The following is a 14,610-nucleotide window of genomic DNA, read 5'->3' as shown; positions in this document are numbered from 1 at the left end:
TCGCGCGGTCCCGACCCGTGCCGTCCGACGGCCACGACGACACCGCTGACAGGGCACCTGGGCATAGTGTGAGGTCTATGTCTTTCCTTCGCTCCACGCGCGTACCCGGATGGCTGCGCGTGCTGCTGCCGGCCCTGCTCGTCCTCGTCTGGCTGGCCGGCGCCGGCGTGGGCGGACCCTACTTCGGCAAGGTCGACGAGGTGTCGTCCAACGACCGCACCGCGTACCTGCCCGAATCGTCCGAGGCGACGGTCGTGCAGAACCGGCAGGGGGACTTCACGGAGGACGACGCACTGCCCGCGGTCGTCGTGTTCGTCTCCGAGGACACGCTGGACGACGAGGACCTGGCTGCCATCGCCGAGGCCGTCGACACCGCTGTGGACGCCGTCCCGTCCGTCATCGACGGAGCGTCGCCCCCGATCCCCTCCGAGGACGGGGTCGCCGCGCAGGCGTTCATCCCCCTCGACGCGGACGCGGACACGGGCGAGGCCGTCACCGCACTGGACGAGGCACTGACCGCCGAGGTCCCGGCCGGCATCGACGTGCTCGTCACCGGACCGGCCGGATTCTCCGCGGACCTGGCCGCCGGGTTCGCGGGCATCGACGGGCTCCTGCTGATCGTCGCGCTGTCCGCGGTGTTCGTCATCCTCCTCCTGGTCTACCGGTCGGCGCTGCTGCCGTTCGCGGTGCTCGGCACGTCGATGTTCGCCCTGTGCGTCGCGCTGCTGACCGTCTGGTGGCTGGCGAAGGCCGGTGTGCTCCTGCTGTCCGGGCAGACGCAGGGGATCCTCTTCATCCTGGTGATCGGTGCCGCGACCGACTACGCGCTGCTCGTGACGGCGCGCGCACGCGAAGCGCTCACCCGGACGCTGTCCGTGTGGGACGCGGTGCGTGAGGCGGTCCGTGGGTCCGTCGAACCGATCCTGGCCTCCGGCGGCACCGTCATCGCGGGCCTGCTGTGCCTGCTGCTGTCGGACCTCAAGTCGAACAGCTCGCTGGGACCCGTCGCCGCGATCGGCATCCTCTTCGCGATGGCCTCCGCCCTCACCTTCCTGCCGGCGGTGCTCACGCTCATGGGGCGCGCCGCCTTCTGGCCGCGGGTCCCGCGCTTCGTCGATGCGACTGAGTCGGCTGCGCAGTCCACCACCGACCAGTCCGACACCGACCACTCCACCACCGACCACTCCGGCCGCCTGCGTCCGCGTACCGGGCGTGCGGCAAGCCGTATCCGCGTCCTGTACGCGGACGCAGGCGACAGAAGTGCGGCGAGAGAGACCCGACACAGCCACCGACCGGCGGTGGATCTGGGGCACGGGGTCTGGGCGGCCTCGGCGCGGCTGGTCAGCAGACGGTCGCGGACGGTCTGGATCGCCACGACCGTCGTCCTCATCATCGGAGCGGCGTTCGTACCACAGCTCAAGGCCGACGGCGTCCCGCAGTCCGACCTGGTGCTGGGCGCATCGGACGCACGTGAGGGCCAGAACCGGCTGGGCGAGCACTTCCCGGCCGGCGCGGGCTCCCCGCTCTACGTGCTCGTCGACGAATCCGATGCCGCCACCGCCGCGCGTGCTCTGCACGACGAGGACGACATCGATTCGGTGTCCGTGGCCTCGGCTGATGCGCCGGCCGGGACGCTCCCGATCACGGCGGACGGCGACGTCGAGCAACCGGCGGGTGGCCCAGGCGGGGCCGCGGGAGACGAGTCGGACGGTACCCCGGACGGCGCCCCGGACGGTGCCCCGGAGGGCGCGATGGAGGCACCGCTCGAGCCGACCGTCTCGGACGGTCAGGTCCTGCTCGAGGCGACGCTCACGGTGGCACCGGATTCGACCTCGGCGGAACAGGTCGTCCGTGACGTGCGGGCCGACCTGCACGACTCCGCCGGATCCGCGATGGTGGGAGGTGTGACCGCCACCGCCGTCGACACGAACGACACCGCGGTGCACGACCGGAACCTCATCATCCCGGTCATCCTCGTCGTGATCCTCGTCATCCTCATGCTGCTGCTGCGGGCCGTGCTCGCTCCGGTGCTGCTCATCCTCACGACAGTCCTGTCGTTCGGGACGGCGATGGGTGTGTCCGCGCTGGTGTTCAACCACGTCTTCGACTTCCCGGGGGCGGATCCGGCGGTTCCCCTGTACGGCTTCGTGTTCCTCGTCGCACTGGGCATCGACTACAACATCTTCCTCATGACGCGGGTGCGGGAGGAGACCCTCCACCACGGCACCCGAGACGGCGTGCTGAGGGGGCTCGTCGTCACGGGGGGAGTGATCACGTCTGCGGGCGTCGTCCTCGCGGCGACCTTCGCGGCGCTCAGCGTCATCCCGATCCTGTTCCTCGCCCAGCTGGCATTCATCGTCGCGTTCGGCGTGCTGCTGGACACCTTCGTCGTGCGCACGCTGCTGGTGCCCGCACTCGTGTACGACGTCGGGCCCCGCGTGTGGTGGCCGGGACGACCTGACCGGACCGCGAAGACTTCCTGACCGGCCACTCCGAGCGGGAAGCCGGCGCTGTTCGCTAGACTCGGTGTGTTTCGAGGGGATCCGATCCTCCCGCAGTCGACGAAGGGACCCGCGTGCGCTACGTGCTGCCAGCCGTGATCATCGTGATCGGACTGATCACGGGGATGTTCGGTGTCCTGCAGAAGACCGTGTGGGCGCCGGACGACACCCGCACGGCCAGCGTGCAGCTGGACGACCCGGGGCCCGTCGTCGTCATCGAACCGGGTGTGCTCAACCTCTACGACACTCCCGCCACCCTCACCGCGACGGCCCCGGAGACGGACCAGGAGATCACGATCTCCCGGACGACGAAGGAGGACGCGGACGCCTGGGTCGGCTCATCGGACGTCACCCGGATCGTGGGACTCGCGGACGAGACCGCGCTCGAAGCCCGGACGACGACCGGTGGGGAAGGCGCACAGGACGCCGAGGCGCCGGCCGACGACGCGACCGACGCGCCGGCCGACGCGGACGAAGCCGCTGATGACGCGGAGGCTGAGGAGGACGCGGACGCTGACGTCGACCCGGCGGAGCTCGCGACCGTCCCCACTCCCGGCGACGCGGATCTGTGGGAGACCACGGAAACCGGCGAGGGCACTGTCACCTGGGAGTTCGACGAGGACGCGGGCCGCACCGCGTTCGTCATCGGCACGGACGGTGAGATGCCGGCCGCTGCGGACATCTCGGTCACATGGCCGAACGACTCGTCGACCCCGTGGGCCCTGCCGCTCCTCATCGCCGGCGGTGTGATCGTTCTGGTGGGTGCAGGTGTGGGAGTCCTCTCCTACCGCGGCGCCAAGCGCGAAGCGGACCGTCGCCGCGCACGTCAGGAGCGGCGCCGCAAGCTGGCGGAGACCGGGGCGGCCTTCGCGATCGTCCCGATCATCGCGCTCGCCGGCTGTGCGGCACCCGAACTGCCGGAGCCGGACCCCGAACCGGCACCCACGGAAGCCGGGCCGGCGGTCACCGACGACCAGATGGGCACGATCCTCGACCGCATCCGCGACACCGTGAGCACGGCGGACGAAGAACTCGACGCGGACGCCCTCGAAGCGCGCGGATCCGGTCCCTTCCTCGCGCAGCGGACCGCCGCCTACGACGTGAAGGAGGCCGCGGAGGACTTCACCCTGCCACCCGCGGTCGCTGCCGGAGACGTCCTCGTCAACCACACGGCGGCGACGGACATGTGGCCGCGTGCGACCTCCGTCATCGTCCAGGACGAGGAGTCGGAGAACGCACAGCTGCTGATCCTCGCCCAGTCCGACGCCCGCTCCGACTACACCGTGTGGTCGCAGACCGTGCTCCAGCCCGGTGCTGAGATCCCCGAGGTCGCGGATCCGCGTGAGGGCTCCGAGCTGATCGAACCGGAGGCGGAGGGCTACCGGCTGGCGCCGAACGAGATCGCGAAGGCCTACGCGGACGTGCTGAAGAAGGGGGAGGACTCCGACAGCGCGGACGCGTTCGAGGAGGACGCCTTCGCGACCCAGGTGCGCTCCAACCAGTCCGAACAGCGTGAAGCGCTCTCATCCGGGGGTGCGGAGGTGTCGTTCGCGTACAAGGGCGACGACTCGCAGCTCACCGCGATGGCCGCCGCAGACGGAAGCGCGATCGTCACCGGCGTCATCGAAGCAGAATCGACGATCACTCCCGACAGCACCGAATCGACCACCGGATCGCTCACGATCCCGGAACCCGCGTCGGATGTGATCGGGGAATCCTCGACGTCCGACGATCTGCGACAGACCAGTACGGTCGTCGTGACGTGGGTGGTCCCGTCCGGGGAGGACGACCCCATCAGGATGGTGGGGGTCAACGAGGTCTTCACCGGCGCGGAACTGGTCGACGGGTGACAGGGCCGCGCGCCCGGACTCGTCCGCACGGACCGGTTCCCCACCCGCACAGAATCCATCGCACGAACAGCCCATTCCGTTCCACGAAGAGGAGAGGCATCCGTGACACAGTCACCACATGATCCCGCCGCTCAGCCGGGCCCCGCCGGCGGTGGCCAGCCCGGTGCGTTCGATCAGCAGGGCCAGGCGCCCTCCGGCGCCCAGCAGGGGCTCGACCTGTCCGCCGTCCGATCCCGCAGCGCCCCGGCAGCAGCGCAGTCCGACGGGCGGGGAGGCACCGGAGCGCCCGCGGGCGGCACCCTCCCGCCCGACGCGATCGGTGTCCCCGGGCTCGTGTTCGACATCGGCGAAGCACAGTTCGAGGACCTCGTCGCCCTGTCGAACGAGGTGCCCGTCGTCATCGACCTGTGGGCTGAATGGTGCGGGCCCTGCAAGCAGCTGAGCCCCGTGCTGGAACGCGTCGTGGAGTCCTATGGCGGCAAGCTCGTGCTCGCGAAGATCGACGTCGACGCGAACCCCCGCATCCAGGAGGCGTTCGGCGTCCAGTCGATCCCGACGATCGTCGCCCTGCTCAAGGGACAGCCCGCACCCCTCTTCCAGGGGGCGCAGCCGGAGCAGCAGATCCGTCAGGTCCTCGACCAGGTCGTTCAGGTCGCCGCGCAGCAGGGCATGACCAAGACCGCAGTCCCTGCGGGCGGTGCGGAAGCACCCGAACCGGCTCCGGCCCACCCGGAGGCCCTCGCGGCACTGGAGGCCGGCGACCTGGATGGTGCCGCCGCCCTCTATCGCGCAGCGCTCGCGGAGGCCCCCGCGGACGCGGATGCGAAGCTGGGACTCGTGCGCGTCGACATGCTCAAGCGGACCGCGGATCTCGACCCGGAAGCCGTGCTCGCCGCGGCAGTCGACGATCCGAAGGACATCGACACGGCACTGCAGGCCGCGGACGTCGAGCTGTCGAAGGGGGAGGCGGACGCCGCCTTCAGCCGCCTCCTGGGGCTCCTGCCCGGCGCGGCACCCGATGACAAGGAGCGGCTGCGGCTGCGCCTGCTGGACCTGTTCGAGGTGGTCGGCGGGGAGGACCCCCGGGTCGTGAAGGCCCGTGGCCGATTGATGCGAGCACTGTTCTGAGGGATCCGCGATGATCCGTGTGGCCATCGGCGCGCTCTGCAGCGCGGCGGGAATCGTCCTGGCGGCGCTGTCCGCCTCCGCGCTGTCCGTCGTCGGCACCGGCGAGGTGACGAGCACCGAACCCTTCTCCGTGGGTGACGGCGCGTACGCCATCGTGCTCGACGAGGCGATCGTCCCCTTCGAGAAGACGGAGGCGACACTCACCGTCGAATCGGACCAGGAGCTGTTCCTCGGGACGGCGAACGGCGTGGACGTCGACGACTTCCTCACGGGTGTCGCCCACGAGGAGATCACGGACGTCGACTTCCCGCGCACGGCGATCCACCGGGCCGTCGCCGGGGATCCCGCACCCGTCAGTCCGGCACCCACCCGTGACTGGTGGACGCACACGGACACCGGGACCTCGGTGAGCCACACCTTCGACCTCGACGCGGACCCCCAGATCATCGTCGTGTCACCGGCGGAGGAGGACGGAACACTCGACGGTGCGCAGGTGACGCTCTCGATGGACGTCCGCGAAGTGCTGGGGCTCGCACTGGCCGGATTCGCAGGGGCCGTCGCTCTGCTGGGCATGGGCGCGTTCTATCTGCTGCGCTGGTGGTTCGGCCGCTTCCGTCCGATGCCCAAGGGCCGCAGGACGAAGAGCGCCGCCCGTGGTGCGGGACGGGAGGTCGCGGTATGACGAGGATGAGAGCACTCGTGGCGGGCGGGCTGGCATGCGGGCTGGCACTGAGCGGCTGCGCGGAGATCCCGCAGCCGTCGCGGCCGGAGCTCACCCCCTACGAACGCCCCGCCGTGCGCGAAGGCGACGCCGGGGCATTCCTCACGACGTACGCGGAGGAACTCGACGAAGCGCTGCGCGACTCCCCGGAAGAGCTGGAAGCGCTGCAGACCGGCCCCCTGCTGGAGCGCACACGTGCGGAGATGCTCATCGCAGAGAAGACGGACACGACGCTGGGGGCATCGAACTACACGGACGTCGTCGCGGGAGGTCCCGTCTTCAAGGAGTACCCGCTGTGGTTCATGGCGTTCGCGACTCCTGCGGACGACGACGAATCGGACGACGTGCAGGCGCTGCTGGTCCGCCGCGAATCCGCATCCGAGGACTGGAAGGTCGCGAACGCGCTCTTCGTCCCGTCCTCTGCCCAGCCGACGATCCTCGCGGACGAGTCCGGTGCCGTCGCACCTGCTCCCGAAGCGCACACCAGCGCCGCGGACGACGTGGTGGTGCAGGCGGTCCAGTACCTGTCGTCCGGGGACGTCCCGGACGGCGCCCCGGACTTCGAGGACGCGGGCTTCAAGGACTTCCGCGACTATGTGGGAGAGCTGGGAGCCGACGACACGGGGTTCTCTGACCTGGGAGTCGAGTGCGCCCCCTACGACGGGATGGCGCTGGGCGACCACGCGCTGGCGACGGAGGGCGGCGGGGTGAGCCTCGCGGAGATCCGCTGCACGGTCACCGTGGACGTGCCGGAATCCTATTTCGTCGATCTGGGCGATGAGATCGAGGCCGTCATGACGACGGACGCGGACGGGAGTGTCATCTCCATCGAAGTGGCCCAGCCGATGCTCATCACGACCGAGGACACGGACGTGTCCGTGTTCTCACCGGGCTGGTTCATGCTGTCGTCCTCGACGGCCGATGGAGACGGCGACGAGTCCGATGGCGGCGAGGCCGAAGAAGCCGGCGACGGCTGACCGCTCGCGGCCGCCGCGGGCCTCAGGCCGCGGTGGCCGAGGCTGCCACGCGCCGGTGCACTCGCACCAGCCACCAGAGGCCGATGAACGGGAGGACCAGAGGCACGAATCCGTAGCCCAGGCCGAACGTCGACCAGACGCTGTCGTGCGCGAAGTACTCCGGGTGCGTGAAGCTGAGCGTCCCGACCACCAGCACGCCCACGGCCTCGAAGACGCACGCGGCCACGGCGAGGTGGTGGGACACCCGCGTGCCGATCACCAGGCACACCGTCGCGAGGATGTAGACGGCGGCGGAGATCGCGGACAGCGAGTACGCGAACGGCGCTTCGTCGAACTTCAGCAGCAGCTGGTAGGTGGCGCGTCCGATCGCCGCGAACGCGAGCAGCCCGTAGACGGCGGTGAGCGTACGGCCGGGGCCGGTGTGGATCGCGGAGTAGGGTGACCGTGCGGCACGCGCCGCCTGACGCTCCGCCCGCACTGCCGCGCGGGCTTCACGCGTCGACCGGGGAGGGCTCGAGGGCTGGTGCGCTGAGTCGTGATCGTGTGCCACGTCCTGCCTTTCCGTCCTGAACGGGCCTGCCGTCCGGTGTGAGCCCGTCATGTGCGAACCCGTCGTGTGCGAAGAGGTGAGAGCGGGCTCGCGCCTCACATCCAGATCTGATCCATCCGTTCGAGCATGACCGCGACCGTCGCGCCCGCTGCGGCGAGCACGGCCGGGCCCCAGCGCGTGAGTTCCGCGTACGCCCACGCTCCGGCGAGCGGCACCAGCAGCAGCGCGGTGAGGAGGTAGCCGAAGAACAGGATCCCGTCCGTGTCCGGCGACTGGCCCCACAGGACGATCGACACGACTGTCTGCACGAGCAGCAGGACGAGCAGCAGCGCCGTCCCGACGAGTGTCCACCGCCCCGCAGCTCGATTGCGCAGGGCGAGGATCAGCGAGACGACGGCGAGCAGCACCGAGTAGCCGATGAGCGCGTACGTGAGTTCCGGAATCACGCGAACATTCTACGTGGGCGCTCCTGACAGGCGGCTGCGCCCCTGCCGCCGGTGCGCGCCCTGAGCCGCCGGCGTGCGCCCTGAGAACGACATCCGTGCCGCTTCGATAGAATCCTCTGCAGTGCGCACCTATTTCGACTACGCGGCCACCTCGCCCCTGCACGACGAGGTCCTCGCCGCGTACACAGACGAACTGCGCAGGGTGGGCAACGCGTCGTCCCTGCACGCAGAAGGCCAGTCTGCCCGGATGCGGATGGAAGCCGCCCGCGGTCGGATCGCCCGCGCGGTGGGTGCCGAACCCGCGGAGGTCGTCCTCACCTCCGGCGGGACGGAGGCGGACAACCTGGCCCTCAAGGGCATCCACGCCGCGCGCAACGCGCAGGGGGTCAGCCGCCCCCGCGTCCTGGTCTCCACCATCGAGCACCACGCGGTCCTCGAACCTGCTGAGCACCTCGAGTCCCTGGGTGTCGACGTCGTCTGGCTGCCCGTCGACCGGCAGGGGAAGCTCGACGTGCAGGCGTTCCGGGACGCCGTCGATGAGGACCCCTCAGCAGTGAGTGTCATCTCCGTCATGCTCGCGAACAACGAGATCGGCACGGTGCAGCCGCTGGAGGACGTGGTCGCCCATGCACGGGCTCACGGGATCCCGGTCCACACGGACGCCGTGCAGGCGCTCGGCCAGATCCCGCTGGACTTCCGGGCGCTCGGGGTCGACGCGATGAGCCTGTCGGCGCACAAGGTGGGCGGCCCGGTGGGGGTGGGAGCGCTGGTGCTCGGACGACACCTCGCGCCGGTCCCGATCCTGCACGGCGGGGGACAGGAGCGCAGCGTGCGCTCCGGGACGCTCGACGTCGCCGGGGCGACCGCCTTCGCCGCGGCCGCGGAACTCGCCGCCTCACACATCACCGACGGGACCGCGGCCCGCATGGCCGACCTGCGGGACAGGCTGGCCGGGGGCATCCGCAGCCGCATCCCCGACGCGATCCTCACGGGAGCAGGAGGAACGGAAACGGACGATCCCGACGGCGAGCACACGGGCACTGAGCACACGGGCACGGACCGCGCGGGCAGGCTGCCGGGGAACCTCCACGTGGTGTTCCCCGGCTGCGAAGGCGACTCGCTCCTCTTCCTCCTGGACGCCTCGGGATTCGCGACGTCGACGGGCTCCGCCTGCCAGGCGGGGGTGTCGCGCCCGTCCCACGTGCTCCTGGCGTGCGGCTTCGACGAGGACCAGGCGCGCTCCACACAGCGCTTCTCGCTGGGGCCGGACACGACGGTCGAGCAGATCGACGCGCTGCTGGACGTCCTGCCCGACATTGTGACCCGTTCACGGAGGGCGGGTATGGTATCCGCATCGCCGCGCTGGGCGGAGACGCCCGATGCCGCCGCCCCGGCAGTGCCAGGGCACTCCGGCGAGCGTGCGGAGACACGCAGACCGCAGTCGGGGATGAGGCCATCCGCCGCAGACACGAACACAGCGCCGGGAGGTGCAGGATGAAGGTTCTCGCCGCCATGTCCGGGGGTGTGGATTCCGCGATCGCGGCCGCACGCGCCGTCGACGCGGGGCATGACGTGGTGGGGGTCCACCTCGCGCTCTCACGGATGCCGGGCACTCTGCGGACCGGTTCGCGCGGCTGCTGCACGATCGAGGATTCGCGCGATGCCCACGTCGTCGCAGGCATGCTGGAGATCCCGTTCTACGTGTGGGACTTCTCCGAGCGCTTCAAGGAGGACGTGGTCGACGACTTCATCGCGGAGTACGCGAACGGTCGCACCCCCAACCCGTGCATGCGCTGCAACGAGCGGATCAAATTCGCCGCGCTCCTGGACCGGGCGATCGCCCTGGGCTTCGACGCGGTCGCGACGGGGCACTATGCGGAGATCCTCCCGTCGGAGGACGGCACACCGGAGCTGCACCGGGGCGCGGATCTCAACAAGGACCAGAGCTACGTCCTGGGCGTCCTCACGCCGGAGCAGCTGGCGCACTGCCTGTTCCCCATCGGCGCATCCGCGTCGAAGGCGGACGTGCGGGCGGAGGCGACGGAGCGCGGGTTCCCGGTGGCGAACAAGCCTGACTCCTACGACATCTGCTTCATCCCGGACGGGGACACGAAGGCCTGGCTCACGGACAAGATCCCGATGCGGCCCGGCCTCATCCGGGACGAAGAGGGCCAGACACTGGGCGAGCACGACGGGGCGACGACGTACACCGTCGGCCAGCGCAAGGGGCTCGGCATCGAGCGTCCCTCCGCGGACGGGAAGCCGCGGTACGTGCTGGGAGTGGACCCGGTCGAGAACACCGTGACGGTCGGCCCGCAGGAAGCGCTCGCGGTCGATGAGCTGGAAGGCATCCGCACCTCGTGGGCGGGTCCCGCACCCGCGGACATGGGCGAGACCGAGGACTCCGGCATCGACTGCGAGGTGCAGATCCGCGCGCACGCCGATCCTGTGCCGGCACGCGTCTGGCTGGGCGAGGTCCGCACGGACGTCCCGGAGGCGGAGACCGACCCGCTGGGGCCCGTCGTGCCGCGACCGAGGCCTGCGGGGCAGGTGCTGCGCGTCCGCGTGGAGGAGCCCTTGCACGGTGTCGCGCCGGGTCAGACGATGGTCGTCTACCGCGGGACGCGCGTCCTGGGCCAGGCGACGATCGACCGTGCGCGCAATCGGGCCAGGGCATGACCGGGCGGGGACCGCGCTGTGTGAGTGAGACGGGGGCATGAAGCGGACCGCACCGTACGGCACGTGGGAGTCTCCCGTCGATGTCGCCGCAGCGGTGGGGGGCAAGCCGATCGCCCGCGGCAGGTTCGGTTCCGTCGACGGGGTTCCCGGCGTCTGGTACTCGCAGCTGGTGTCGGAGCAGGGCGGCGCGCTCGTGCTGTTCTGGGCACCACTCCACGACCCGGCGGAGCGGGTGCAGATCACGAGTCTGGGTCTGAGTGTCACGTCCCGCGTCAACGAGTACGGGGGCGGTTCGTGGACGGTCGTCCCGGACACGGGTCAGCTGGTGTTCGTCGAGAACGACAGCCAGAGCATCTTCACCCTCACGGGGGAGCAGGTGGCTCTCATCGTGGCCTCGAGCGGGGTGGGAGGCAAGCGCTTCACGGCAGACGACGGCCGGCGCCTCGTCTCCGAGCGGCGGCGGATCACCCCGGACACGGACGGGGATGTGCGGTACGGCGACCTCACGGTGTCGCAGGGTGTCCTGCTGGCGGTCCGTGAGGAGCACGACCACAGCGGTGCCCGGACCCGCGTCACCCAGTCGATCGTCGAGGTCGACCTGGACGGGGAGGTCGACGAGTGGAGCATCGAGGCGCCCGTCGAACCCCGGATCCTCATGGAGGCGCCCGCGGATTTCGTCGCCTGGCCGCGGCTGTCGCCGGATCGGACGCTGCTGGTCTGCGTCGGCTGGGACCGCCCCCACATGCCGTGGGACGAGACCGGTCTCTACGCCGTCGCCGTCAACCCGCAGCCCTACGTGCCGGTCACCACCGAAGACCTGTTCGCGGTCCGCGTGGGACCCGCCGCCGAGGCGCCCACCGGTTCCCCGGCGACCCCCGCCTCCGCGGCCCAGGCCTCCGGTACCCCTGCCTCCGGAACTCGGGCCTCCGCGACCCAGGCCGCTGCGGCCGGTCCCGCAGTGCCGCCGCTGCGGCAGACGCTCTACCCTTCGGGCCCGGTCCACCGGATCTGGCACCGTGCGGACGTGTCGTCGCTGCAGCCGGAGTGGCTGTCGGGCAGGACCCTGTCCTTCACCGAGGATTCGTCGGGGCGGTGGACGATCGTCACCCTCGACGCGCCCTCCGCGTACCGCCGCGCGTGCGGGGAGCCCGGGGTGCCGCCGCCGGAGACCACCGTCTGCGTCCGTCCTCGCTCCCGCGAGCACACGGAGAACCAGGCGTTCGCGACGACTGCGAGCGACGCCGAACTGCCGTCGACCGTCGTGCAGACCTCGACGGCGCTCACGGGGGAGATCGGCGGGCCGCTGTGGAAGCTCGGCTCGCGCTGGTACCTGCCGGTGTCGAACGGGTCGCGGATCCTCGCGGAGAACCGGTCCGTGCGCTCGACCCTGCTGTGGGCGGATCCGCGGACCGGTGACGTGCGCGACCTGGCGTGCCCGCTGGACTGGATCCGCCTGCAGGACTTCGACACCGCCACGTCGACGGCGCTGGTGGTGGGCGGGGCGGGGCACCGGGTGAGCGGGCTGTACACCTACCACGTCCCCTCCGGTGAGCTCCGTGCGATGGCCCTCGAGGAGGACACCACCGACATCAGCCCCTGGTACCCCACACCGGAGCTGTGGTCGTTCGACGGTGTCCACACGATCGTCTATCCGCCGTTCAACCCGGAGGTGCAGGGGCCCCCGAACGAGCGGCCTCCGTACGTCGTGTTCGTCCACGGCGGTCCCACGGACCAGGTGATGCCGGCGGCCAGCGCGCTCGCCGCGTTCTACACGTCCCGGGGCGTCGGTGTGGCCGCCGTGAACTACAGCGGGTCGACCGGGTTCGGCCGCCCCTACCGGGTGGCGCTCAACGGCCAGTGGGGTGTCGCCGATGTCGAGGACGTCGTCACGGTCGCGAACGGACTGGCGGCGGCGGAGCTCGCGGACCCCGCGCGGCTCGCCGTGAGCGGCGGCTCCGCCGGCGGGTGGACGGTGCTGTGCGCGCTCACCCTGTCCGACGTGTTCGTGTGCGGCGCCAGCAAGTACGGGGTCGCGGACCTGCTGGACTTCGCGCGGGACACCGCACGCTTCGAATCGCACTACAGCCACAGCCTTGTCGCACCCACGCCGGGGACGGAGGCGCTCCACTGGGAGCGGTCGCCGCTCAGCCGTGCGGAGAGGATGACGGTGCCGGTGGCCCTGTTCCAGGGGGAGCACGACACGGTCGTCCACCCCGTCCAGACGCGGCGGGTCATCGACGCACTGGAGCGCAACGGCACCCCCTACGTGTGCCGGTTCTACGCGGACGAGGGCCACGGCTTCACCTCCGCGGAGGTGGAGGGGGACGTGCTCACCGCCGAATTCGGGTTCTACGCGAAGATCATGGGCTTCCTCCCGCACGACGTGCCGCCGGTGCGGCTGCAGGGACGCGGACGCGGTGGGTACGGGCCGTCGATGTTCCGGTGAGGATCGGTGCGCCGGTGACGGGCGGTGCTCTGTTGGGGATCGGCGCCCGAGTGAGGTTGGGCGCTCCGGTGAGGTTCGACGTTCGGATGACGAGGAGGACGAGATGACACGTGCATCGACGACGGGTGTCTGGGCGGGGGAGGACCCGCGCGAAGCGGCGTCCCGCGGCGCGACGCTCGCGGCTGACGAACAGGGTCTCCTGCCGTTCCCCCTCATGAGCGGACCGGCGGCCGGCGGCACCCGGTGGGCGTGCGACAGCCTCGGCCTGGCGACCCAGTTGCTGCCGGGACTGCCCGCGGACATCGGACCGGCCGGCTGGCGCCTGCTGGGGTCCCGCGCAGCGACGGCCGCCCGCACGCTGGACGCACGGCGCGAGCAGTCCCGCCTGGGCCGCGCCCTCGACGCGCTGGGCGAGTACGCGGAGTCCTCCGACCTGCCGGTGCTGCTGTCCGTCCCCGGACCGTGGACGCTGGTGCGCCGCCTGGGGCTGCCCGACGGCTCCCCGGTGCTGCGCGACTCAGGCGCCCGCCGCGACGTCATCCAGTCCTACACCCACGGCCTGCTGGAGCTGCGGGAGAAGATCGCGAAGACCGTCGCCGAGGCCCCCTTCAGTGCCGGTGCCCCCTCGCTTTCCGAGGCCCTCGCCGGCCGCGAGGCCTCCACCGGTAACGGGGCTGCCACCGGCGGTGTGGTCCCCGCCTGGTCCGAGGACCCGCTCGAGAAGGCGCGCATCCGCCTTGTCGAGGACGACCTCGACCAGATCCTCACGGGGACGGTGCCGACGGTGTCCGGCTTCCGCGCGCTGCCGGCGATCCCGGACACCCACGTCGTCGCCGCGCTGCGCTCCGTCGCACAGAGGACCGGCCCGCACACGATCCTGTCGCTGCCCACCGTGGGCACCGTCCGGATCTCCGGGAAGGACGTCGCCCACACGGACCTCGCTGCAGACGCGGACCTCACGCAGCTGGCGGTGCCCGTGAGCTCCTCGTCGGAGGTGACCGCCGCGCGGATCCGTCAGTGGGAGCGGATCGCGGCCTGGACGGAGGAGCGACGGGGACTGTGGCTGCGGGTGCCGGCGACTGCCGCCTCGGCGCCGGAGTCCGTCGCGAGCTGGGTGGAGGCGGTCGCGCAGCCGTGGACCGGGGTCGGGATGGCTCGGTCGGGGCTGGCCGGCTTCGGTATCCTCACGGGGGAGGAACTGCCCACCGGCAGCGATCCCCTGCTTCCGGAGACCGCTTCAGGAGCGAGCAGCCGCGCACACGTGCGGATGGCCGGCGCTCTCGCCAGGGCATTCGCGGACCAGGCGGGCTGA

11 protein-coding genes are annotated in these 14,610 nt (G+C 71.1%); 9 read left to right on the top strand and 2 right to left on the bottom strand.

What is annotated here, in order from left to right; translation table 11 throughout:
• The first annotated feature begins 77 nt into the window (after positions 1-77).
• The 5 genes from JFC09_RS10420 to JFC09_RS10400 all read left to right on the top strand — a co-directional run bounded on the left by JFC09_RS10420 (position 78) and on the right by JFC09_RS10400 (position 7,177).
• The gene (locus JFC09_RS10420; RefSeq protein WP_198393937.1) at positions 78-2,483 is read left to right on the top strand and encodes an MMPL family transporter; all 2,406 of its coding nucleotides are present in this window, start codon (positions 78-80) and stop codon (positions 2,481-2,483) included.
• Positions 2,484-2,575: 92 nt separating this feature from the next.
• Positions 2,576-4,351, top strand: a complete 1,776-nt coding sequence (locus JFC09_RS10415) for a hypothetical protein (protein WP_198393936.1) — start codon at positions 2,576-2,578, stop codon at positions 4,349-4,351.
• A 102-nt stretch (positions 4,352-4,453) separates the two neighbouring features.
• Positions 4,454-5,479, top strand: a complete 1,026-nt coding sequence (locus tag JFC09_RS10410) for a tetratricopeptide repeat protein (protein ID WP_198393935.1) — start codon at positions 4,454-4,456, stop codon at positions 5,477-5,479.
• 10 nt (positions 5,480-5,489) lie between these two features.
• Entirely contained in the window at positions 5,490-6,161 is a 672-nt protein-coding gene (locus JFC09_RS10405; protein WP_198393934.1) for a hypothetical protein, read from the top strand.
• Positions 6,158-7,177: a hypothetical protein gene (locus JFC09_RS10400; RefSeq protein ID WP_198393933.1), complete on the top strand. Its 1,020-nt coding sequence runs from the start codon at positions 6,158-6,160 to the stop codon at positions 7,175-7,177. Before JFC09_RS10405 ends, JFC09_RS10400 begins: the two co-directional genes overlap by 4 nt.
• Positions 7,178-7,199: 22 nt before the next feature.
• Here the strand turns inward: JFC09_RS10400 and JFC09_RS10395 are convergent, their stop codons facing one another.
• Both JFC09_RS10395 and JFC09_RS10390 read right to left on the bottom strand, forming a co-directional pair.
• A complete protein-coding gene (locus JFC09_RS10395; RefSeq protein WP_332839736.1) occupies positions 7,200-7,727 on the bottom strand; it encodes a hypothetical protein in 528 nt (175 codons plus the stop codon).
• A 95-nt stretch (positions 7,728-7,822) separates the two neighbouring features.
• Positions 7,823-8,173 carry a hypothetical protein gene (locus JFC09_RS10390; protein ID WP_198393932.1) on the bottom strand — a complete coding sequence of 117 codons (351 nt, stop codon included), beginning with the start codon at positions 8,171-8,173 and terminating at the stop codon, positions 7,823-7,825.
• Between the two features lie 121 nt (positions 8,174-8,294).
• On the opposite strand from JFC09_RS10390, the gene JFC09_RS10385 reads away from it, so the two are divergent.
• The 4 genes from JFC09_RS10385 (at position 8,295) to JFC09_RS10370 (ending at position 14,610) form a co-directional block, all read left to right on the top strand.
• Positions 8,295-9,671 carry a cysteine desulfurase family protein gene (locus JFC09_RS10385; RefSeq protein ID WP_198393931.1) on the top strand — a complete coding sequence of 459 codons (1,377 nt, stop codon included), beginning with the start codon at positions 8,295-8,297 and terminating at the stop codon, positions 9,669-9,671.
• Positions 9,668-10,852: a tRNA 2-thiouridine(34) synthase MnmA gene (gene mnmA / locus JFC09_RS10380; RefSeq protein WP_198393930.1), complete on the top strand. Its 1,185-nt coding sequence runs from the start codon at positions 9,668-9,670 to the stop codon at positions 10,850-10,852. The genes JFC09_RS10385 and mnmA overlap by 4 nt, the downstream gene beginning before the upstream one ends.
• A 37-nt stretch (positions 10,853-10,889) precedes the next feature.
• Positions 10,890-13,298, top strand: coding sequence for a prolyl oligopeptidase family serine peptidase (locus JFC09_RS10375; protein ID WP_198393929.1), 2,409 nt, complete (start codon positions 10,890-10,892; stop codon positions 13,296-13,298).
• 103 nt (positions 13,299-13,401) lie between these two features.
• Complete coding sequence (locus JFC09_RS10370; RefSeq protein WP_198393928.1) at positions 13,402-14,610, top strand: uroporphyrinogen decarboxylase/cobalamine-independent methonine synthase family protein; 1,209 nt, start codon at positions 13,402-13,404, stop codon at positions 14,608-14,610.

Origin of the sequence: Brevibacterium yomogidense (assembly GCF_016107685.1) — a bacterium.
Lineage (GTDB): Bacteria > Actinomycetota > Actinomycetes > Actinomycetales > Brevibacteriaceae > Brevibacterium > Brevibacterium yomogidense.
The sequence above is the reverse complement of the archived record's forward strand: the minus strand, read 5'-3'. Positions and strand labels throughout refer to the sequence as shown.

Bases quoted from the DNA above. Each gene is read 5' to 3' on its own strand.
- JFC09_RS10370 (WP_198393928.1), top strand. From the start codon at position 13,402: ATGACACGTGCATCGACGACGGGTGTCTGGGCGGGGGAGGACCCGCGC.
- JFC09_RS10400 (WP_198393933.1), top strand. From the start codon at position 6,158: ATGACGAGGATGAGAGCACTCGTGGCGGGCGGGCTGGCATGCGGGCTG.
- JFC09_RS10405 (WP_198393934.1), top strand. From the start codon at position 5,490: ATGATCCGTGTGGCCATCGGCGCGCTCTGCAGCGCGGCGGGAATCGTC.
- JFC09_RS10420 (WP_198393937.1), top strand. From the start codon at position 78: ATGTCTTTCCTTCGCTCCACGCGCGTACCCGGATGGCTGCGCGTGCTG.
- mnmA (WP_198393930.1), top strand. From the start codon at position 9,668: ATGAAGGTTCTCGCCGCCATGTCCGGGGGTGTGGATTCCGCGATCGCG.
- JFC09_RS10375 (WP_198393929.1), top strand. From the start codon at position 10,890: ATGAAGCGGACCGCACCGTACGGCACGTGGGAGTCTCCCGTCGATGTC.